This is a genomic window from Salmonella sp. 32031103-2018-00083-FB-01-SM-01 (genome assembly GCF_017571995.1).
Taxonomy (GTDB): domain Bacteria; phylum Pseudomonadota; class Gammaproteobacteria; order Enterobacterales; family Enterobacteriaceae; genus Salmonella; species Salmonella enterica.
Genome location: NZ_JAGEQL010000003.1, coordinates 466829 through 487484, shown reverse-complemented (window position 1 = coordinate 487484; position 20656 = coordinate 466829). Strand labels below are relative to the sequence as shown.

The 20656-nt window shown below is 54.7% G+C and carries 18 protein-coding genes; 12 read left to right on the top strand and 6 right to left on the bottom strand.

The window, feature by feature from the left end; all coding sequences use genetic code 11:
• Positions 1-33 precede the first annotated feature (33 nt).
• Entirely contained in the window at positions 34-1146 is a 1113-nt protein-coding gene (gene adrA, locus J4614_RS12060) for a diguanylate cyclase AdrA (RefSeq protein ID WP_000484091.1), read from the top strand.
• Between the two features lie 14 nt (positions 1147-1160).
• Here the strand turns inward: adrA and proC are convergent, their stop codons facing one another.
• Positions 1161-1970 carry a pyrroline-5-carboxylate reductase gene (proC, locus tag J4614_RS12055; protein ID WP_000412193.1) on the bottom strand — a complete coding sequence of 270 codons (810 nt, stop codon included), beginning with the start codon at positions 1968-1970 and terminating at the stop codon, positions 1161-1163.
• 139 nt (positions 1971-2109) lie between these two features.
• On the opposite strand from proC, the gene J4614_RS12050 reads away from it, so the two are divergent.
• The 5 genes from J4614_RS12050 (at position 2110) to ppnP (ending at position 4796) form a co-directional block, all read left to right on the top strand.
• Complete coding sequence (locus J4614_RS12050) at positions 2110-2565, top strand: YaiI/YqxD family protein (RefSeq protein WP_208293182.1); 456 nt, start codon at positions 2110-2112, stop codon at positions 2563-2565.
• A gap of 184 nt (positions 2566-2749) precedes the next feature.
• Positions 2750-3295 (top strand): shikimate kinase AroL, encoded by a 546-nt coding sequence (gene aroL / locus J4614_RS12045; RefSeq protein ID WP_000983570.1) that lies wholly within the window; start codon positions 2750-2752, stop codon positions 3293-3295.
• Between the two features lie 26 nt (positions 3296-3321).
• Positions 3322-3513, top strand: a complete 192-nt coding sequence (gene yaiA, locus J4614_RS12040) for a protein YaiA (protein ID WP_001143161.1) — start codon at positions 3322-3324, stop codon at positions 3511-3513.
• Positions 3514-3763: 250 nt separating this feature from the next.
• Positions 3764-4441: an AroM family protein gene (locus J4614_RS12035; RefSeq protein ID WP_001276437.1), complete on the top strand. Its 678-nt coding sequence runs from the start codon at positions 3764-3766 to the stop codon at positions 4439-4441.
• 70 nt (positions 4442-4511) lie between these two features.
• Complete coding sequence (ppnP, locus tag J4614_RS12030; RefSeq protein WP_000941953.1) at positions 4512-4796, top strand: pyrimidine/purine nucleoside phosphorylase; 285 nt, start codon at positions 4512-4514, stop codon at positions 4794-4796.
• A 37-nt stretch (positions 4797-4833) separates the two neighbouring features.
• On the opposite strand, the gene rdgC is transcribed toward ppnP, so the two are convergent.
• Complete coding sequence (gene rdgC, locus J4614_RS12025) at positions 4834-5745, bottom strand: recombination-associated protein RdgC (RefSeq protein WP_000964307.1); 912 nt, start codon at positions 5743-5745, stop codon at positions 4834-4836.
• A gap of 125 nt (positions 5746-5870) precedes the next feature.
• On the opposite strand from rdgC, the gene mak reads away from it, so the two are divergent.
• Entirely contained in the window at positions 5871-6779 is a 909-nt protein-coding gene (gene mak / locus J4614_RS12020; protein WP_001219282.1) for a fructokinase, read from the top strand.
• A 19-nt stretch (positions 6780-6798) separates the two neighbouring features.
• Here mak and araJ read toward each other — a convergent pair whose 3' ends face one another.
• From araJ to sbcD, 3 genes are all read right to left on the bottom strand, one after another.
• Positions 6799-7971 (bottom strand): MFS transporter AraJ, encoded by a 1173-nt coding sequence (gene araJ, locus J4614_RS12015; protein ID WP_000755629.1) that lies wholly within the window; start codon positions 7969-7971, stop codon positions 6799-6801.
• Between the two features lie 172 nt (positions 7972-8143).
• On the bottom strand, positions 8144-11284 hold the full coding sequence (sbcC, locus tag J4614_RS12010; RefSeq protein ID WP_023136985.1) for an exonuclease subunit SbcC: 3141 nt from the start codon (positions 11282-11284) through the stop codon (positions 8144-8146).
• Positions 11281-12483 (bottom strand): exonuclease subunit SbcD, encoded by a 1203-nt coding sequence (gene sbcD / locus J4614_RS12005; protein ID WP_001221249.1) that lies wholly within the window; start codon positions 12481-12483, stop codon positions 11281-11283. Before sbcD ends, sbcC begins: the two co-directional genes overlap by 4 nt.
• A gap of 214 nt (positions 12484-12697) precedes the next feature.
• Between sbcD and phoB the strand changes: the two genes are divergently transcribed.
• The 5 genes from phoB to malZ all read left to right on the top strand — a co-directional run bounded on the left by phoB (position 12698) and on the right by malZ (position 19904).
• Positions 12698-13387: a phosphate response regulator transcription factor PhoB gene (gene phoB / locus J4614_RS12000; protein ID WP_000113918.1), complete on the top strand. Its 690-nt coding sequence runs from the start codon at positions 12698-12700 to the stop codon at positions 13385-13387.
• Positions 13388-13456: 69 nt separating this feature from the next.
• Positions 13457-14752, top strand: a complete 1296-nt coding sequence (phoR, locus tag J4614_RS11995; protein WP_000893642.1) for a phosphate regulon sensor histidine kinase PhoR — start codon at positions 13457-13459, stop codon at positions 14750-14752.
• A gap of 408 nt (positions 14753-15160) precedes the next feature.
• Positions 15161-16480: a branched-chain amino acid transporter carrier protein BrnQ gene (gene brnQ, locus J4614_RS11990; RefSeq protein ID WP_000149625.1), complete on the top strand. Its 1320-nt coding sequence runs from the start codon at positions 15161-15163 to the stop codon at positions 16478-16480.
• A 74-nt stretch (positions 16481-16554) separates the two neighbouring features.
• Positions 16555-17925: a proline-specific permease ProY gene (gene proY / locus J4614_RS11985; protein ID WP_001727981.1), complete on the top strand. Its 1371-nt coding sequence runs from the start codon at positions 16555-16557 to the stop codon at positions 17923-17925.
• 161 nt (positions 17926-18086) lie between these two features.
• Positions 18087-19904 (top strand): maltodextrin glucosidase, encoded by a 1818-nt coding sequence (gene malZ, locus J4614_RS11980; protein ID WP_208293181.1) that lies wholly within the window; start codon positions 18087-18089, stop codon positions 19902-19904.
• Between the two features lie 71 nt (positions 19905-19975).
• On the opposite strand, the gene J4614_RS11975 is transcribed toward malZ, so the two are convergent.
• Positions 19976-20578: a peroxiredoxin gene (locus J4614_RS11975; protein ID WP_000244731.1), complete on the bottom strand. Its 603-nt coding sequence runs from the start codon at positions 20576-20578 to the stop codon at positions 19976-19978.
• Positions 20579-20656: the final 78 nt, after the last annotated feature.

Genomic DNA, 20656 nt, shown 5'->3' with positions numbered 1-20656 from the left:
TCTGTTTCTATAATTTGGGAAAATTGTTTCTAAATGTTCCCAAAAATAATGAATGATGAAAATTTTTACCGAAAAGCAGTTGAACAGGCGGTAGCGCCGCCTGACCCTCCTGATGATCGTCAGCGCTCCGGGTTGCGCTTCGCCCGGCGCATCAGGCTACCGCGCGCGGTGGGGTTAGGGGGGATGTTTTTACCGGTGGCCGCCGTGTTAGTGACGCAACCTGTCTTTGGCGGCTGGTGGCTGTTGCTGGTCGGCTGGTCTTTTGTCTGGCCGCATCTGGCGTGGCAGTGGTCGGCGAAAGCCCTTGATCCGCTACGTCAGGAAATTTACAACCTGAAAGTGGATGCGATCCTCTCCGGCATGTGGATCGCGTTGATGGGCGTCAATATGTTGCCTGCCGCCGCGCTGTTTATGATGATGAGCATGAATCTGATGGGGGCTGGCGGGCGGCAGCTATTCACTGCCGGAATGGGGCTTTTGCTGGCGTCATGTCTGGTGACGTTGCAGCTTACCGGGCTACCCGTCGCTATGCGAAGCTCGTCGCTGGAAGTTACGCTCTCTTTGCCCGTCATTATGTTGTATCCGCTTCTGTTCGCCTGGGTAAGTTACCAAACGGCCATTAAATTAGCGGAACATAAGCGACGCTTGCAGGCGATGAGCTCGCGGGATGGCATGACCGGCGTCTATAACCGACGCCACTGGGAAATTTTATTACGTAATGAATTCGATCACAGTCGACGCCACCATCGGGAGGCGACATTGTTGATTATCGACATCGATCATTTTAAGAGCATTAACGACACCTGGGGACATGATGTTGGGGATGAGGCTATTATCGCCCTGACGCGTCAATTACAGATAACGCTACGCGGGAGTGATATTATCGGGCGCTTTGGCGGCGACGAATTTGCGGTGATTATGTGCGGAACGCCGGCAGACAGCGCGATTACCGCCATGTCGCGAGTGCATGAACGGCTAAATACCTTACGCTTGCCGGGCGCGCCGCAGGTCATGTTACGTATCAGCGTGGGCGTGGCGCCGTTAACGCCACAAATCGGTCATTATCGGGAATGGCTAAAGTCTGCGGATATGGCGCTTTACAAAGCAAAGAATGCCGGACGTAACCGCACCGAAGTGGCGGCATGACGTCCAGCCGGGCTTCAGGATTTACTGAGCGCCTCTGATTTTTCCATACACTTCGTCATCGCTTCTATTACCGCAGCGCGGAAGCCACGTTCTTCCAGAACGCGTACGGCTTCAATCGTCGTTCCGCCAGGCGAGCACACCATATCTTTCAGTTCGCCGGGATGCTTTCCGGTTTCGAGTACCATTTTCGCCGATCCCATAACGGCCTGCGCGGCGAATTTATAAGCCTGAGCGCGAGGCATACCGCCCAGAACGGCTGCGTCCGCCATCGCCTCGATAAACATAAACACATAGGCCGGCGAAGATCCGCTCACGCCAACCACCGGATGGATCATCGGCTCAGCAATTACTTCCGCCTCTCCAAAGCAGCGGAAAATATTCAGGACATCAGCCGTATCTTCCGGTGTGACCAGCGCGTTTGGCGTGACGGAGGTCATTCCTGCGTTGACCAGCGACGGCGTATTCGGCATAGCGCGAATGATTTTACGGTCGTGTCCCAGCGCGCGCGCAAGCTGATCAAGCGTTACGCCTGCGGCGATAGAGACCACCAGCGAGTCTTTGTTCAGGCTGGAGGAGATTTCACTGAGCACTTTCACCATAATGCCCGGTTTTACCGCGCCGAAAACGATATCCGCGACCTGAGCGACCTCCTGCGCGCTTTGCGCCGCATTAATGCCGTACTGGTCATGCAGGGCGGCAACTTTATCGGGGGAGGGGGTGTAGACCCAGATCTGACCGGGAAGTACCTGACCGCTGGCAATCAGTCCGCCAAGAATAGCCTTGCCCATATTACCGCAGCCAATAAAACCGATTTTCTTCTCCATCTCGTCACTCCCTATGTTTGTGTGTTATGGGGAATGGTTAGCTTAACGCGGATTGAAAACGGGCAGAAGGAGAAACAGCACTTTGATGAAAGACAAAAGCGCGAGACAATAAAAGATTGTATACCGTACGGGAGACATTATGACCATCTGGGTGGATGCGGATGCGTGTCCGAATGTCATTAAAGAAATTTTGTACCGCGCCGCCGAGCGGATGCAGTTGCCGCTTATTCTGGTTGCCAATCAGGCCTTGCGCGTGCCGCCTTCGCGTTTTATCCGCACGCTCCGCGTGGCCGCCGGGTTTGACGTGGCGGACAATGAAATTGTGCGTCAATGCGAAGCGGGCGATCTGGTGATTACCGCAGATATTCCGCTGGCGGCTGAAGTGCTGGAAAAAGGCGCTGCGGCTCTTAATCCCCGGGGAGAACGCTATAGCGACGCCACGATTCGCGAACGTCTGACGATGCGTGACTTTATGGACACGCTACGCGCCAGCGGCGTACAAACGGGGAGACCAAACACTCTCTCGCCGCGCGATCGTCAGCATTTTGCCGCCGAGCTGGATAAGTGGTGGCTGGAAAGCCAGCGTAAAAAATAAATCGTGTAATGAAAAATTTACAGTTTATTCATTTCTGATTCTTGCTATAGTACTAATATTGTGACTTTAGTACCTTTGTGTAAATTATTATTTACATTTATGCGTTGTACTAGTTAGATGATATGATTATAACATTGCTGATATCAAATCCTGCGTATGCGCAGTTCCTGGGGGAACGCCTGCTATGATGCAACCTCTTTATCTTGTTGGCCCGCGGGGCTGTGGGAAAACCACCATCGGTATGGCGCTGGCGCAGGCAACCGGTTTCCGGTTTGCAGATACCGACCGCTGGCTGCAATCGCACGTGCAGATGAGCGTCGCTGATATCGTTGAAAAAGAAGGCTGGGGAGGGTTCCGCGCCCGGGAAACCGCGGCCCTGGAGGCGGTAAGCGCGCCTTCGACTGTCGTGGCGACGGGAGGAGGTATTATTCTCACGGAGTATAACCGACGTTATATGCACCGTGTTGGCGTAGTGATTTATCTGTGCGCGCCGGTATCCACGCTGGTTAACCGGCTTGAGGCTGAACCTGAAGCGGATCTGCGCCCGACCCTCACCGGCAAGCCGTTGAGCGAAGAGGTTCGGGAAGTGCTTGAGCAGCGTGACGCGTTGTATCGCGAAACGGCGCATTACATTATTGACGCGACGAAAACGCCGGCCCAGGTCGTTTCTGAAATTATTGCGGCGTTGCCGCCGTCGACGCAACGGTTACAGGGAGATGTCTATACTTAACGCTCACCCAGAATAAAGGAAACGCTATGCCAACCAGACCACCTTATCCGCGGGAAGCTTATATCGTCACCATTGAAAAAGGCACGCCGGGCCAGACGGTGACGTGGTATCAGCTACGGGCTGACCATCCGAAACCTGATTCGCTCATCAGCGAGCATCCGACCGCAGAAGAAGCGATGGATGCGAAAAAACGTTACGAAGATCCGGATAAATCATAGACGCATGAACCACTCGGAAGGGATTCCGGGTACCCCTAAATTGTATCTCCATCACATTCTTGAAACATTTATACTGGCAACTAAAACCGTAAATTAAGCGATAACAATACAATATTGGAATTATTTGGAATCTTTACACAATACGTTGCTCATCTGCTGCTACGCTTTCTGAGATTTGTAGGGCAGGTAGCGCGGTGAGCGTGTGAATATTTGCCCGGGAATTACGACGAAGTAATAAGGTGGAATAAAAATGAGTGCGTCGTTGGCAATCCTCACAATCGGCGTTGTGCCAATGAGCGAAGTGTTACCGCTTCTGACGGAATACATCGACGAACAACACATCACCCATCATAGCCTGCTGGGAAAAATGAGCCGGGAAGACGTTATGGCGGATTACGCTGTAGAGCCTGGCGACGATCCGCTTTTGACGTTGCTGAATGATAACCAGATAGCCCATGTTTCCCGCCAGAAAGTGGAGCGAGATTTACAGAGCGTTGTCGAGGTGCTGGATAACCAGGGTTATGACGTCATTATACTGATGAGCACCGCGGCGATTAAAAGTATGGCAGCTCGTAATTCTATTTTGCTTGAACCGCTGCGTATTATTCCACCGCTTGTCGCCTCTATTGTGGATGGGCATCAGGTGGGCGTGATTGTGCCTGTTGCAGAACTTCTGGCGGCCCAGGAGAAAAAATGGCAGGTATTGCAAATGCCGCCGGTGTATTCGCTGGCGAATCCGGTTCACGGTTCTGAGCAACAGTTAATTGATGCCGGACAGGCGCTACTGGATCAAGGCGCGGACGTCATTATGCTGGATTGTCTGGGTTTTCATCAGCGTCATCGGGATATTTTACAGCAGGCGCTGGATGTGCCGGTTTTACTCTCTAATGTTTTGATTGCGCGGTTAGCTTCAGAACTGCTTGTCTAATTTTACGTGACAGGCCGAACGTCAGGACTCTATATTGGGTGTTAATTTAATAATGAGACGGGGCCTGATTATGCTACAAAGCAATGAATACTTTTCCGGGAAAGTGAAGTCTATTGGATTTACCAGCAGTAGCACCGGCCGGGCCAGCGTTGGTGTGATGGCGGAAGGGGAGTATACCTTTGGCACCGCCGAACCCGAAGAGATGACGGTTGTGAGCGGCGCGTTGAAGGTACTGTTGCCGGGAACTGTCGAATGGAAAGTGTATACAGCCGGTGAGGTGTTTAACGTGCCTGGCCACAGCGAGTTTCATCTACAGGTCGCTGAGCCCACCTCGTATCTGTGCCGCTATTTGTAACGGTGAGTCCCCTCTCCGGCGGAGAGGGACCCTCTGGTTAGCGCTGCGCTTCGCCGCCTAATCCTTCCACCAGGCTTTGAATCAGCGCCGCCAGCTCGCCGGTCATCAGGATAAAGTCCGCGTCAAAACGTTGGGCAAAATCTTCCCGGTCGATATCTTCGTTCTGATCGCGCAGCTCGTCGCAGAATTTCAGACGCTTAATGGAGCCGTCGTCGCACATGACGAATTGAATACGCTGCTGCCAGTCGAGCGCCAGCTTCGTGACCACTTTACCCGCTTCAATATGAACGGCGATCTCGTCGCTGACCAGATCCTGCTTTTTCGCGCGGATCACGCCGCCATCTTCCAGCATCGCTTTCAATTCGGCTTCGTCCAGCAACTGGAAACCCTGAGCGACCGTACCGGAGCGCACCCACTCGGTGAGCGTCAGCTCAATCGGATTTTCCAGCGCCAGCGGGACGACCGGCAGCGAGCCAAGACTTTTACGCAGTAGCGCCAAAGTATCTTCCGCTTTTTTCGCGCTGGCGCAGTCAACCATAATCAGGCCGTTAACGGTATCAATCCACATCATTGTCTGACTGAAGCGGCTAAACGCGCGCGGCAGCAACGAATGCAACACTTCATCCTTCAGGGAATCTTTTTCCGTCTTCTTCAGCTTGCGTCCCTGATCGGCTTCCAGTTTCTGGATTTTCGCCTCCAGTGCCTGTTTGATCACTGGCGATGGCAGGATTTTCTCTTCTTTGCGCGCGCAAATAATAATTTGGCCATTGGCGGTGTGCGTTAACGCATCGCTGTGAGAGCCCATCGGCGGAACCCAGCCCATTTTGGCCATATCCTGGCTACCGCATGGGGTAAACGTCATTGAGGTGAGCTGTTTCTCCATCTCTTCGGCGCGTAATGTAATATCGCGGCTAAGACGGTAAACCATTAAATTTTTGAACCACAGCATGATAATTTCCACGGCCTTGTCGTTAAATCCAGGCGGTATAGTAACGAATTGTCGGCAGGCTTGCATTGCCAATCAGAACGGTGAATTCTACCCTGTTGATATTCCCAAAAAATGAGGAGCGGTATGTGCGTATTGGTATCGATTTAGGCGGCACAAAAACGGAAGTCATTGCGCTTGATGATGCAGGAGAGCAGCGGTTTCGCCATCGTCTGCCTACGCCGCGGGAGGATTATCAGCAAACGATAGAAACCATCGCTACGCTGGTCGACATGGCGGAACAGGCGACCGGCCAGACCGGTAGCGTCGGCATTGGCATTCCCGGTTCTCTCTCGCCTTACACCGGCGTGGTAAAAAACGCTAACTCTACGTGGCTTAACGGCCAGCCGTTCGATAGCGATGTGAGCCGTCGTCTGAAGCGTGAAGTGCGGTTAGCCAACGATGCCAATTGCCTGGCGGTATCAGAGGCGGTGGATGGCGCGGCGGCGGGGGCGCAAACGGTATTTGCGGTGATTATCGGTACCGGGTGTGGTGCGGGCGTAGCGCTAAATGGCCGGGCGCACATCGGCAGCAACGGTACGGCAGGTGAATGGGGCCACAATCCGTTGCCGTGGATGGATGACGATGAGTTGCGTTACCGCGAAGAAATTCCCTGTTATTGCGGTAAACAAGGCTGTATCGAAACCTTTATTTCCGGTACGGGATTTGCCACGGATTACCAGCGTTTGAGCGGTAAAGCGCTAAAAGGCGATGAGATTATTCGTCTGGTCGACGCGCAGGACGCCGTGGCGGAACTGGCGTTAAGCCGTTATGAGCTGCGGCTGGCGAAAGCATTATCTCATGTCGTGAATATTCTGGATCCGGATGTCATTGTGCTGGGCGGCGGTATGAGCAATGTTGAGCGCCTGTACAAGACGGTTCCGTCGCTGATGAAATCGTTTGTTTTTGGCGGCGAGTGCGAGACGCCGGTACGTAAGGCGCTGCATGGCGATTCAAGCGGCGTGCGCGGCGCGGCCTGGCTGTGGCCGCTGGCGTAACGTTTCTAGCCGGATGGCGTCATCCGGCAACCGGCGTGACCGATGGCTGCTTGTGTTTTAGACGTCCGTATACCAGCAACGACGACATGGCGGAAAACGAGAGCAGGGCGGCGGGAAGCGCCACATAGTGGTACGCAAAACCTAGCGTCAGCATCAGCCCGCCGCACCAGGCGCCAATCGCGCTACCGAGATTAAAGGCGATTTGCCCTCCCGCCGCGCCCAGCAGTTCGCCGCCTTTGGCGTTTTGCAGCAGCAGGATTTGCAGCGGCGCAGAGAGCGCAAACAGACCAGCGCAGCAGATAAACGCGAAAGTCAGCGATGCTGTTTTGTATCCGCTGAAGAAAAAGAGCGCCATGAGAGAGAGCACGATAATGAGGTCAGTCACTACCGCGATGCGCAGTGGAGTATATCTGCCGGAGAGTTTGCCGCTTAACAGATTGCCTAACACCATCCCCAGCCCGACCAGCATCATAATAAACGTCATGCTCGTCTCCGAAAAACCGGAGATGTACATCATAAATGGCTTGATATAGCTGAACCAGGCAAAAACGCCCGCATTGCCGAACATCGTGGCGGCGAAAATGAGCCACGGCGCGGGGCTACGCAAGAAGTGGAACTGCTCGCGCAGGCTGCCTTGGGCTTTGTCGCGAATATCCGGCACCCAGAAGAAAATCGCGGTGAGCACGGCGATGTTGAAAACCGCGATCAATAAAAAGGTGTAGCGCCAGCTAAATTCCTGGCTCAGGTAAGTGCCGACCGGAATGCCCACCAGATTCGCCACCGTCATCCCTGAAACCATACCCGCGACGGCGGCGGTGACTTTCCCGGGGCGGATAATCTTTGACAGGACAATGGCGCCGACGCCAAAAAAGGCGCCATGCGGAAAGCCGGAAACCAGTCTGCCGACGGCGAGCATCAGATATGACGAGGAAAAGGTAAATATGGCATTGCCCATCACGCACAGCGTGACCAGAAACAGCAGTATATGTTTAAGCGAAAAGCGGCTGGAAAAGAGCGCCATAACAGGCGCGCCCAGCACGACGCCGAAGGCGTAAAACGAGATCATATGCCCGGCGGCGGGAATCGTTATCCCGACATCGCGTGCCAGCTCCGTCAGCACGCCCATAATGCCAAACTCGGCCATCCCCAGTCCGAACGTACCCAGCGCCAAAGAAAAAATAACTTTTTTCATACCACCTGCCGAAAATAAAGGCGCATGTTGCGCGCTGTGGCTGTGAATTGTCACAGCCAATCAACGTATAGCTTGCGGATAAGCGCGAGGTAATACCATTCCTTATCCGTCTTTGTGTATTCATTATTATGCTATGTCATGACGGTATGCTGTGCGCAGGATGACACTCGTGTTACTCCACGGCAAACGCTTTGTCCAGTTTGCTATAACCAAGCCCATTGATTTTTTTCACTTTTATCTGCACGGGGATACGTTCTTTCATGGCTTCCACGTGGCTAATCACACCGATGGTCTTCCCGCTGGCATTCAGCGCGTCGAGCGCATCCAGCGCGGCGTCCAGCGTTTCGCTATCAAGCGTGCCGAAGCCTTCGTCGAGGAACAAAGAATCAATGCGCGTTTTATGGCTGACCAAATCTGATAACGCCAGCGCCAGCGCCAGGCTGACCAGGAAACTTTCGCCGCCTGATAACGTTCGCGTATCGCGCACGGCGTCGGCCTGCCAGGTATCGACAACCTCCAGTTCCAGCGCGTCGCTGGCTTTGCGCTGCAATAAATAACGGCCATGCAGGCGGGTGAGCTGATGATTCGCCAGCCAGACCAGATTATCCAGCGTCAGTCCCTGGGCGAATTTGCGGAACTTATCACCTTCTTTAGAGCCGATCAGCGCATTGAGATAGCCCCAGTCTTCCACTTGCTGAGAGGCTTGCTTCATTTCCGCCATCAGCGCGCGTTGGCGCTGCCGATTATCTGCATCCTGTTTAATTTGCTGGCGGATTTCCCCCTGGCGTGTCGTGTTCTCGCGCAGTTGTTGCGCCAACTGCGCCAGCCGCTGCGCGAGCTGCTCTGCCGTACACGTTGGGTCCAGACCGGCGGGCGGCTGTTGCTGATGGTCAGCCAGCGCCTGCGCGGACTGCGCGCTTAACGCCTTCGCTTGTTGTAGCTGACTTTCCAGCGTTTGTTGTTGTTTTTCCAGACGGGTCACGGTCTCTTCATCCAACAACGCCGCCAGGAACGTTGCCTGGCTGTCAAACGGGCTATTTTTTAACGCCGCATCAAAGTGCGCTATCGCCTCGGCGGCGCGCTGCTGTTCCTGCGTCGTCTGTTCCTGCAGGGTTTGCAACTGGCTTTGTAATGACACGCACTCATCATGCGCCTGCCGCCAGTTATCCAGCGGCACGTCGTCGTCGGAATCCGCGGTATCCGTTTGCGGTAGCGTCTCCAGCAACGGGGCAAGCCTGTCGATCTGCGTTTGCAAATCCGCGAACTCTGTCTGACGCTGTTGCCATATTTTCGCTTCGTCGGCGCGCTCATTCAGCCACGAAGCCTCGTTTTCTGGCGCAGGAAGGGAAAGCGTATACTGCGCCAAATCAGCCGTCAGCGAGGCCTGACGCTGCGCAATCTGCGCGGTAAAGCGCGCTACTTGTTCAGTATGCGCCGCGATTTGCGTTTGTAGAGCATGACGCTGGCTGAGCTGATCCAACTGTTGCTCATGCTCTTCCGCGGCGGTCAACCAGCCCGCGAGGTCTTCTTGCGGCTGGAGCTGAACGCCCAGCGTAGCGCACAGCGTTTGCCATTCCTCAGTAAGCGCTTGCTCCTCCTGCAACAACGACTGCGCCTCGCTTTCATCCCGCTGTAATTGTTGCGTTAAGGCATCTAACTGTCCTCGCAGCGCCGCGCCTTCTTCCGCCAGTGCTTTGACCTCTTTTTCCAGCGCGTCGCGGCGGGTTTGATTCGCGCTCAGCTCCAGCGCCTGATAGGCGGCGATGGCGGGGTGTGTCGTCGAGCCGCAAAGCGGACACGGCTGGCCGGACTGTAAGTGCGCCCGCTGGCTTTCCAGATCTTTGATGCGCGCCTCCTGCTCGCAAATAGTGCGAACGTCCGCAAGCTCCTGCGCTTTAGTCTTATAACTCAGTCGCTTATCCGTCAGACGTTGGGTGTATTGCGTCTGCTCCTGATGATGACGCGCGATAGCTGCCTGTAGCTGCGCCTGACGCTTTTGTTTCGGGATAATTTGCCCCTGAAGCGCGGCGAGACGATGCCGTAGCGGACGCTGCCGGGTATGCAATGCTCTGGCTTCCGCCAGCGCCTGTGGCGTGAGGTCGAGCGTGAGCGGCGGTAGCGCATCACGCTGACGCGTATCGCTCAGCAACTGCTGTTGCCATTGGCTCAGTTGCGCCCGGTCGTGGGATTGTTGTGTTAACAATGCTCGCCAACCCGCCAGTTCGCTGCGCCAGACGCGGATGCCGTCGTGTTCCGCCAGCCATGTCTTCAACCGCTGCCCTGTGGCGTTCAGTTGCGTGAATTGTCGATGCGCGCAGGCGCGGATACGCTGGCGCAGGCGATACGCGCTTTGTAAGCGAGCATTCACTTCATCACTGTGCTGGCGAACACGCTCAACGGCGCGGGTTTGTTCCTGAATGCGCTCCCAATGCGGACGCAACTGGCGAGCGGGTTGCGCCAGAGTCAACGCCGCGAGCTGCGGCTGCGCTTTTTCTCGCGCCTCTTGTGCCGCGTACAGCGCCTGCTGTCGGGCGTGTAATTCAGTGTGGAGCTCGTTTTTTCGGGTCAGCCAGTGAAGGTGCTGCTGCTGTCCCTGCTGGTCGGCCAGCAGGCGTTTCTCTTCGTCAGTAAGCGCCTGCAAACTGGCTTCCAGTTGCTGTAACTGTTCGTCCGCCAATAGGGCGACGCCGCTGGCCTGCGCTTGTAACTTTTCCAGTTCGAGACGGGCTGATTTATGTTTTTCAAATACCTGTGCGGAGATCTGCCCGTAAATCTCAGTGCCGGTGAGCTCCTCCAGAAGCTCTGCGCGCTCTTTCGCTTTGGCGTTAAGAAAGGCGGCGAACTGCCCCTGTGATAACAACATCGAACGGGTGAAGCGCCCGTAGTCCAGCCCGGTCAACGTGGCGATCATCTCCAGTTTATCCTTTACCTTATCGGCAAAGATCTTTCCGTCTGAACACCGCGCCAGCTCCACGCGTGGGGCCTGGAGATTGCCGTCAGGCTGATTTCGGGCTCGGTTCTGGCTCCAGAACGCGCGCCAGGCCTCGCCTTTTACCTCAAACTCCACTTCGGCCAGACATTCCGCCGTATCGCGCGTCATCAAATCGTTTTGCGACTGCGATACCGTATTCAGGCGCGGCGTTTCGTGGTACAGCGCCAGACAGATGGCGTCAAGCAAGGTGGTTTTTCCCGCGCCGGTCGGGCCGGTAATGGCGAATAACCCGTTACTGGCAAACGGTTCGGCGGTAAAGTCGACCTTCCATTCACCTTTCAGCGAGTTCAGGTTTTTCAGACGCAAACTGAGAATTTTCATGCCTCATGCTCCTCATTCAACGCGTAGAGCGTGCTGGAAAAGAGCTGATTCAGGCGCTCGCGCTGCGGGGGATCTAACGCTTCCAGCGCCAGACGCCGCGCAAAAACCTCCTCCACGCTAAGCTCGCTTAATGTTTCCCGCCGCTCGTTCGCCAGCGAGCGCTCGCGCTGTTCGCGGCTACGGCGCACCAGTAATACCTCTACGGGTAGCGACTCCGTTAGCGTCTGTATTCTGCGTTGGATATCGTGCAGATAATCATCGGTGGTGATTTCAATATCCAGCCAGACGGGGGGTGATTGCTCCACGCCGCGCCACTGCTCAAGCTGTTCGGTAATTGACGCCAGGTCGCCTTTTAAAACCGCCAGCGGTTGAGTCACGGGGACAGCCAGACTTTCGGTACTTTGCCATTTCCCCTGCTCGAAGGTCACCAGATGCACGCATTTGCTTTTGCCGCACTCATCAAAGCTGAGGGCGATGGGTGAGCCGCAATAGCGGATATGCTCTGTGCCGCCGACACATTGCGCGCGGTGAATGTGTCCCAATGCGATATAATCCGCTGGGGGGAAATGCTGCGCCGGAAAGGCATCCAGCGTACCGATATAAATGTCGCGAACCGCATCGCTTTTGCTGGCGCCGACGGTGGTTAAATGCCCCGTCGCGATAACCGGCAGCTTTCGTTCGCCGCGTAGCTGGCACGCTTCCCGATATTGCTGTTGATAATAATCGGCAATCGCATGAAGAAGTTGCTGCTGTTTCTCGCTGCCGGATAATCCCGCCTGACTGGTAAGAATGTCGCGCGGGCGCAAAAAGGGAATGGGGCACAGTACGGCGCCTGGAGAACCGTCGCGACGATGAAGTAGCTGCGGCGCATAGCCCGCGCTGGCGATCACGGTTGTATTGAGAAACGCCAGAATGTCGCGCGACTCGTTTAGCGTGGCGACGGAATCATGATTACCGGCCAGCACCACCAGATGACAGCCCGTTTGCTGTAAATTAACGACGAAACGGTTATAAAGTTCTCGGGCATAGCTTGGCGGCGAACCGGTATCAAAAATATCGCCAGCGACAATAATGGCATCCACCTGATGGGCCTGCGCGGTCTCCAGCAGCCAGTCCAGAAAAGCCTGATGCTCCGCGGCGCGGCTTTTACTGTAGAAATTTTGTCCCAGATGCCAGTCAGAGGTGTGGAGGATGCGCATAATTGTTCCATGCAAAAAAAGCGTGAACGGGATTATACACGTCATCCCCTCCATTTTTGGGCGCAATTTACCGCCGGTACACGGTAATGCAAGGTTTCACCGGTGTCATAAATCATCAACATGCTGTCAATGCCGCCTTTTTTTTTCATAAATCTGTCATAAATCTGACGCATAATGGCGCGGCATTGATAACTAACGACTAACAGGGCAAATTATGGCGAGACGTATTCTGGTCGTAGAAGATGAGGCGCCGATCCGTGAAATGGTGTGCTTCGTGCTCGAACAAAATGGCTTTCAGCCCGTAGAAGCCGAAGATTATGACAGTGCGGTGAATAAACTTAATGAACCCTGGCCGGATCTCATCCTTCTTGACTGGATGTTGCCCGGTGGGTCAGGGTTACAGTTTATTAAACATCTCAAACGTGAAGCCCTGACCCGGGATATTCCGGTGGTTATGCTGACCGCGAGAGGTGAGGAAGAAGATCGCGTGCGCGGGCTGGAAACCGGCGCTGACGATTACATTACCAAGCCGTTTTCCCCCAAGGAGTTGGTGGCGCGCATTAAAGCCGTTATGCGGCGCATCTCGCCGATGGCGGTCGAAGAGGTGATCGAGATGCAGGGACTGAGCCTTGATCCTGGCTCTCACCGCGTGATGACCGGCGACAGCCCGCTGGATATGGGGCCGACCGAATTTAAATTACTCCATTTCTTTATGACGCACCCGGAACGGGTTTACAGCCGCGAGCAGCTACTCAATCATGTCTGGGGCACCAATGTGTACGTTGAAGACCGGACGGTCGATGTGCATATTCGCCGTTTGCGTAAGGCGCTGGAGCACAGCGGCCACGACCGGATGGTGCAAACGGTACGCGGGACAGGGTATCGTTTTTCGACCCGCTTTTAATGCCTTTTCCGCCAGTAGAACACAGGTTTCTGGCGGAGAAGGCTTTCCATTCTTGAGGGAGTATGACGCGTGCTGGAACGGCTGTCATGGAAAAGGCTGGTGCTGGAGCTGGTGCTCTGTTGCATCCCCGCGCTTATCCTTAGCGCTTTTTTTGGTTATCTGCCGTGGTTTTTACTGGCGGCGGTGACGGGACTGCTTGTCTGGCATTTCTGGAATTTATTACGCCTCTCCTGGTGGCTTTGGGTCGACAGAAGTATGACGCCGCCGCCGGGACGGGGAAGTTGGGAACCGCTGTTATACGGTTTACACCAGATGCAGTTGCGAAATAAGAAGCGTCGCCGCGAGCTGGGGAACCTGATTAAACGTTTTCGCAGCGGCGCGGAGTCGCTGCCTGATGCCGTGGTTCTGACCACAGAAGAGGGCGGTATTTTTTGGTGTAACGGTTTGGCGCAACAGATACTGGGGCTACGCTGGCCGGATGACAACGGGCAGAATATTCTCAATCTACTGCGTTATCCGGAGTTTACCCAGTATTTAAAAACGCGTGATTTCACCCGTCCGCTTCATTTGGTGCTCAATACCGGGCGGCATCTGGAGATCCGCGTCATGCCTTATACCGATAAACAACTCCTGATGGTGGCGCGCGATGTGACGCAAATGCATCAGCTTGAAGGCGCCAGACGTAACTTTTTCGCCAACGTTAGCCATGAGTTGCGTACGCCCTTGACGGTATTGCAAGGCTATCTGGAAATGATGCAGGAACAGGCGCTGGAGGGGGCGACGCGAGAGAAAGCGCTGCATACGATGCGCGAGCAAACGTATCGTATGGAAGGGCTGGTAAAACAACTGCTTACGCTGTCTAAAATTGAGGCGGCCCCGGCGCTGTTATTAAATGAAAAAGTGGATGTACCGATGATGCTGCGGGTCGTGGAGCGTGAAGCGCAGACGCTCAGCCAGCAGAAACATACCTTTACGTTTGAGGTCGACGATAGTCTTAGCGTTCTGGGCAATGAAGAGCAGCTACGTAGCGCGATCTCAAACCTGGTGTATAACGCAGTAAACCATACGCCGGCGGGAACGCATATTACGGTGAGCTGGCGACGTGCCGCGCATGGCGCTGAATTTTGCATTCAAGATAACGGTCCGGGGATTGCTGCCGAGCATATTCCTCGTCTGACCGAACGCTTCTACCGCGTCGATAAAGCGCGTTCGCGGCAAACGGGCGGCAGCGGCCTGGGATTGGCGATTGTGAAACATGCGTTGAATCACCATGAAAGCCGCCTTGAAATCGACAGTTCGCCTGGCAAAGGAACGCGATTTAGCTTTGTGCTGCCGGAACGTTTAATTGCCAAAAATAGCGATTAATTGCCTTTCGTAAGTATAACTTTCCATAAGCCAGCGGATGCTGGCTTATTTTCTTTGCAGTTAAGACGGGCTCGTTGAAACATTCAACGTTTGGTGATTTTTTGTTCGCATGATTAGCCATAACTTTTTCATGAGAATGGTGTTTTATTCTGGTTGTAAATTTCATATCGCTATATTCATCTGGTTTTTAGATCCCACCTTGCTTTAAAACGTTATAAGCGTTTAAATTGCGCTTCAGGTGCTGTCATTACGACTGCATTTGCGCGGTAAATCGAAAAACAATTCTTCGCCGCATCGGTCCGGGAGCTTTTCCCGCTGAAATTGATAAAAAACGCCGCTTTATAATCCTCCGGGAAAGGCAAAAATTTTAATGTTTACAACATCACCATCCACAGGCAGTAAGACTTTATGACCCATCAGTTAAAATCGCGCGATATCATCGCCCTGGGCTTTATGACATTTGCGCTGTTCGTTGGCGCAGGCAATATTATCTTTCCTCCTATGGTCGGTTTGCAGGCGGGTGAACACGTCTGGACAGCCGCTATTGGCTTTCTGATTACCGCCGTGGGGCTACCGGTTCTTACTGTTGTGGCGCTGGCGAAAGTCGGCGGCGGGGTAGACAGCCTCAGTACGCCGATTGGTAAAGTGGCGGGACTCCTGCTGGCGACCGTTTGCTATCTGGCCGTCGGGCCGTTATTTGCGACGCCGCGTACCGCGACGGTGTCGTTTGAGGTCGGTATCGCTCCGTTGACCGGCGATTCTGCAATGCCGTTGCTGATTTACAGCGTGGTCTATTTCGCTATCGTTATTCTGGTTTCCCTCTATCCGGGTAAACTGCTGGATACGGTAGGGAATTTCCTGGCGCCGTTGAAAATTATTGCGCTGGTCATCCTGTCCGTCGCGGCTATCGTTTGGCCTGCCGGCCCAATCAGCAACGCCCTGGACGCTTATCAGAATGCGGCCTTTTCTAACGGATTTGTGAACGGCTATCTGACGATGGATACGCTGGGCGCGATGGTGTTTGGTATCGTTATTGTGAACGCGGCGCGTTCTCGCGGCGTGACCGAAGCGCGCCTGTTGACGCGTTACACGGTCTGGGCCGGCCTGATGGCGGGCGTGGGGCTGACGCTGCTTTACCTTGCCTTGTTCCGCTTAGGTTCTGACAGCGCGACGCTGGTCGATCAGTCAGCGAACGGCGCGGCGATTCTTCATGCCTACGTTCAGCATACCTTTGGCGGCGCGGGAAGCTTCCTGCTGGCGGCGCTGATCTTTATCGCGTGTCTGGTGACGGCGGTGGGGCTGACCTGCGCCTGCGCTGAGTTTTTCGCGCAGTATATTCCGCTGTCTTACCGCACGCTGGTCTTTATTCTCGGCGGCTTCTCTATGGTGGTGTCAAACCTTGGACTGAGCCATCTGATTCAAATCTCCATTCCGGTGCTGACGGCTATCTATCCGCCGTGTATCGCACTGGTTGTATTAAGTTTTACCCGCTCATGGTGGCATAATTCCACCCGCATCATCGCGCCGGCCATGTTTATCAGTCTGCTTTTTGGTATCCTTGACGGCATCAAAGCATCTGCCTTTGGCGATATGCTGCCAGCCTGGAGTCAGCGTTTGCCGCTGGCGGAACAGGGACTGGCGTGGTTGATGCCAACGGTGGTGATGGTGATCCTGGCGATTATCTGGGATCGCGCGGCGGGTCGGCAGGTGACCTCCAGCGCTCACTAAAATCGCTGACATATGTGTACACCACGGGGCTTAACGCCCCGTGGTTTTTTATTGTGTTGATAGGTCAGAAATTGATGGAAAGCAATAATAAGCTAAAGCGTGGGCTGAGCACCCGGCACATTCGCTTTATGGCATTAGGTTCGGCAATCGGCACCGGCCTGTTTTACGGCTCGGCGGACGCCATCAAAATGGCGGGGCCGAGCGTGCTGTTGGCCTATATTATTGGCGGGGTCGCGGCATATATCATTATGCGCGCATTGGGGGAAATGTCCGTTCACAACCCTGCCGCCAGCTCATTTTCGCGCTATGCGCAGGAAAACCTCGGCCCGCTTGCAGGCTATATTACCGGCTGGACCTACTGTTTTGAGATCCTGATCGTCGCCATTGCCGACGTGACCGCGTTCGGCATTTATATGGGAGTCTGGTTCCCCGCCGTGCCGCACTGGATTTGGGTGCTTAGCGTGGTGCTGATCATTTGCGCCATCAACCTGATGAGCGTCAAGGTGTTCGGCGAGCTGGAGTTTTGGTTCTCCTTCTTCAAAGTCGCCACCATTATTATCATGATTGTCGCGGGTATCGGCATTATTGTGTGGGGAATTGGCAACGGCGGGCAGCCGACCGGCATTCATAACCTGTGGAGCAACGGCGGCTTCTTCAGCAATGGCTGGCTGGGAATGATCATGTCGCTGCAAATGGTGATGTTCGCTTACGGCGGGATTGAGATTATCGGTATCACCGCCGGGGAAGCGAAAGACCCGGAGAAATCCATTCCGCGCGCCATTAACTCAGTACCGATGCGTATCCTGGTATTTTATGTCGGCACGCTGTTCGTCATTATGTCTATCTATCCGTGGAATCAGGTCGGCACAAACGGCAGCCCATTTGTGCTGACGTTCCAGCATATGGGGATTACCTTTGCCGCCAGCATTCTGAACTTTGTGGTATTGACCGCCTCGCTTTCCGCTATCAACTCCGATGTGTTTGGCGTAGGCCGTATGCTGCATGGTATGGCGGAGCAGGGGAGCGCGCCGAAAATCTTTGCTAAAACGTCACGCCGTGGTATTCCGTGGGTCACTGTGCTGGTGATGACGATTGCGCTGCTGTTCGCGGTTTACCTGAACTACATCATGCCGGAAAACGTTTTCCTGGTGATTGCTTCGCTGGCGACGTTTGCGACGGTATGGGTATGGATTATGATCCTGCTGTCGCAAATCGCCTTCCGTCGTCGTTTACCGCCGGAAGAGGTAAAAGCGCTGAAGTTTAAGGTGCCGGGCGGTGTCGTCACGACGATAGCGGGTCTGATTTTCCTGGTCTTCATTATTGCGCTTATCGGCTACCATCCGGATACCCGCATCTCACTGTATGTGGGCTTCGCCTGGATAGTTCTGCTGTTGATTGGCTGGATGTTTAAACGCCGTCGCGACCGTCAATTGGCGCAGGCGTAGTCGTTTTTCTCTGCCTTATCCGGTCTGCAGGCAACGGTAGGCCGGATAAGCGGAGCCGCTTCTCCTCCTGGAGTCTCCTCCCCTAATAAACCCCTGGATGATGAGTTATCCTTTAAATCTCTATGGCAAGGTGGCCCCATTTTCAGTAGAGGGGATACGAGATGTTGAATGCCTGGCACTTACCGGTTGCCCCATTTGTGAAGCAACATAACGACAAATTAACCATTACGCTGTGGCTGAGCGGAGAAAATCCGCCGTCTCGCGTGACGTTGCGCTCAGAATTCGATAATGAAGAAATCTCACTGGCGATGCGCAAACAGCGCCGCCAGCCGCAGCCGGGCGTGACGGCGTGGCGAGCGACGCTCAATATCGCGTTAGGGCAACCCCGTCGCCGTTACAGCTTTAAATTGCTTTGGCATGATCGCCAGCTTTGGTTTACGCCACAGGGAGTTAGCTGTTTTCCGCCTGCGCGTTTGGAGCAATTTGCCGTTGATGTGCCGGATAGCGGGCCGCAGTGGATCGCCGATCAAATTTTTTATCAGATCTTCCCGGATCGTTTTGCCCGCAGCGCGACGCGTGAAGCCGATCAGGACCGGGTGTATTACCACCATGCTGCCGGTCACGACATCGTGCGTAAAGGGTGGGATGAACCGCTCACCCCCCAGGCGGGCGGTTCCACCTTTTACGGCGGCTGTCTGAATGGCATTTGTGAGAAGCTGCCGTATCTGAAAAAACTGGGCGTCACAGCGCTATATCTGAATCCGGTATTTACCGCGCCGAGCGTCCATAAGTACGACACGGAAGATTATCGCCATGTCGATCCGCAATTTGGCGGCGATCGGGCGCTGCTACGCCTGCGGCGTGAAACCCAGGCGCAGGGCATGAGGCTGGTGCTGGATGGCGTGTTTAATCATAGCGGCGACTCGCATGCGTGGTTTGACAGGCATAACCGCAGCACTGGCGGCGCGTGCCATCACCCGGACTCGCCGTGGCGCGACTGGTACTCCTTTTCACCACAAGGCGTGGCGCTGGACTGGCTGGGTTATCCGAGCCTGCCGAAACTCGATTATCAATCAGAAACGCTGGTGGATGAGATCTATCGCGGTGAGGACAGTATCGTTCGTCACTGGCTAAAGGCTCCGTGGAATATGGACGGCTGGCGGCTGGATGTCGTACATATGCTGGGCGAGGCGGGCGGGGCGCGCCATAATTTGCAGCACGTTGCCGGCATTACCCGGGCGGCAAAAGAGGCGCAGCCTGAAGCCTATATTGTGGGGGAACATTTCGGCGATGCGCGGCAGTGGTTACAGGCCGATGCGGAAGATGCCGCCATGAATTATCGCGGCTTCACCTTCCCGCTGTGGGGATTTCTCGCCAATACTGATATCGCTTACGAACCACAGCATATTGATGCCCGGACCTGTATCGCGTGGATGGATAACTACCGCGCCGGGCTGTCACATCAGCAACAACTGCGCATGTTTAATCAACTCGACAGCCATGATACTGCGCGCTTTAAAACCTTGCTCGGTAAAGACGCGGCGCGCCTGCCGCTGGCGGTGGTCTGGCTGTTTACCTGGCCCGGCGTGCCATGTATTTATTACGGCGATGAAGTCGGCGTGGACGGTGCAAATGACCCCATGTGCCGCAAACCGTTCCCGTGGGATGAACGCAAGCAGGACGGCAACTTGCTGGCGCTGTACCAGCGTATGGCGAAACTGCGTCAGCGCAGTCTGGCGCTGCGTCGTGGTGGATGCCAGGCGCTGTATGCCGAAGGTGACGTAGTGGTATTCGTGCGAGTTTATCAGCAGCAGCGGGCGCTGGTGGCGATTAATCGGGGTGAGGCCTGTGAAGTGGTGCTGGAAGCGTTGCCGTTGCTGAACGTGGCCGGATGGCAATGTAAAACGGGGAGCGGTGACATCCGCGAGGGAAGACTTAGTTTACCCGCGATTTCCGCGACGGTATGGATGAATCGTTGAGGCGAGGTGGTTCGTAACACCGCACGCATAAAAAAGGCTCGCATTCGCGAGCCTTTTATCAATGCACTGACTTACAGGCTGGAAATGTTCTCAGCCAGGTATTTAGCCACGCCGTCCGGAGAGGCGTTCATGCCTTCTTTGCCTTTTTCCCACTGCGCCGGGCAGACATCGCCGTGCTCTTCGTGGAACTGCAGCGCGTCGACCATACGCAGCATTTCGTCGATGTTACGACCCAGCGGCAGATCGTTTACGACCTGGTGGCGAACAATACCGTTTGCGTCAATCAGGAAAGAGCCGCGCAGCGCAACGCCTTCGTCCGGATGTTCGATACCGTAAGCTTTCTGAATTTCACGCTTCACGTCGGCGACCATTGCGTATTTCACCGGGCCAATGCCGCCTTTATCGACAGGGGTGTTACGCCATGCGTTGTGGACAAACTCAGAGTCGAAAGAAACGCCGACTACTTCAACGCCGCGCTTCTGGAATTCTTCATAACGTTTATCAAAGGCGATCAGCTCAGACGGGCAAACAAAAGTGAAGTCCATCGGCCAGAAGAACAGAACGGTCGTTTTACCATTGGTGTGCTGTTTGAAGTTGAATTTATCAACAATCTCACCGCTACCCAGTACCGCCGCAGCGGTGAAATCCGGGGCCTGACGAGTAACCAGTACCATAATAATTCTCCTGCAATATTAAGGGTTTTAGAACGCAACGCGGGCAGTATAGGGAGGGCGAAGCGACAAAACAATGCG

Bases quoted from the DNA above. Each gene is read 5' to 3' on its own strand.
- adrA (WP_000484091.1), top strand. From the start codon at position 34: ATGTTCCCAAAAATAATGAATGATGAAAATTTTTACCGAAAAGCAGTT.
- proC (WP_000412193.1), bottom strand. From the start codon at position 1,970: ATGGAGAAGAAAATCGGTTTTATTGGCTGCGGTAATATGGGCAAGGCT.
- J4614_RS12050 (WP_208293182.1), top strand. From the start codon at position 2,110: ATGACCATCTGGGTGGATGCGGATGCGTGTCCGAATGTCATTAAAGAA.
- aroL (WP_000983570.1), top strand. From the start codon at position 2,750: ATGATGCAACCTCTTTATCTTGTTGGCCCGCGGGGCTGTGGGAAAACC.
- yaiA (WP_001143161.1), top strand. From the start codon at position 3,322: ATGCCAACCAGACCACCTTATCCGCGGGAAGCTTATATCGTCACCATT.
- J4614_RS12035 (WP_001276437.1), top strand. From the start codon at position 3,764: ATGAGTGCGTCGTTGGCAATCCTCACAATCGGCGTTGTGCCAATGAGC.
- ppnP (WP_000941953.1), top strand. From the start codon at position 4,512: ATGCTACAAAGCAATGAATACTTTTCCGGGAAAGTGAAGTCTATTGGA.
- rdgC (WP_000964307.1), bottom strand. From the start codon at position 5,745: ATGCTGTGGTTCAAAAATTTAATGGTTTACCGTCTTAGCCGCGATATT.
- araJ (WP_000755629.1), bottom strand. From the start codon at position 7,971: ATGAAAAAAGTTATTTTTTCTTTGGCGCTGGGTACGTTCGGACTGGGG.
- sbcC (WP_023136985.1), bottom strand. From the start codon at position 11,284: ATGAAAATTCTCAGTTTGCGTCTGAAAAACCTGAACTCGCTGAAAGGT.
- sbcD (WP_001221249.1), bottom strand. From the start codon at position 12,483: ATGCGCATCCTCCACACCTCTGACTGGCATCTGGGACAAAATTTCTAC.
- phoB (WP_000113918.1), top strand. From the start codon at position 12,698: ATGGCGAGACGTATTCTGGTCGTAGAAGATGAGGCGCCGATCCGTGAA.
- brnQ (WP_000149625.1), top strand. From the start codon at position 15,161: ATGACCCATCAGTTAAAATCGCGCGATATCATCGCCCTGGGCTTTATG.
- proY (WP_001727981.1), top strand. From the start codon at position 16,555: ATGGAAAGCAATAATAAGCTAAAGCGTGGGCTGAGCACCCGGCACATT.
- malZ (WP_208293181.1), top strand. From the start codon at position 18,087: ATGTTGAATGCCTGGCACTTACCGGTTGCCCCATTTGTGAAGCAACAT.
- J4614_RS11975 (WP_000244731.1), bottom strand. From the start codon at position 20,578: ATGGTACTGGTTACTCGTCAGGCCCCGGATTTCACCGCTGCGGCGGTA.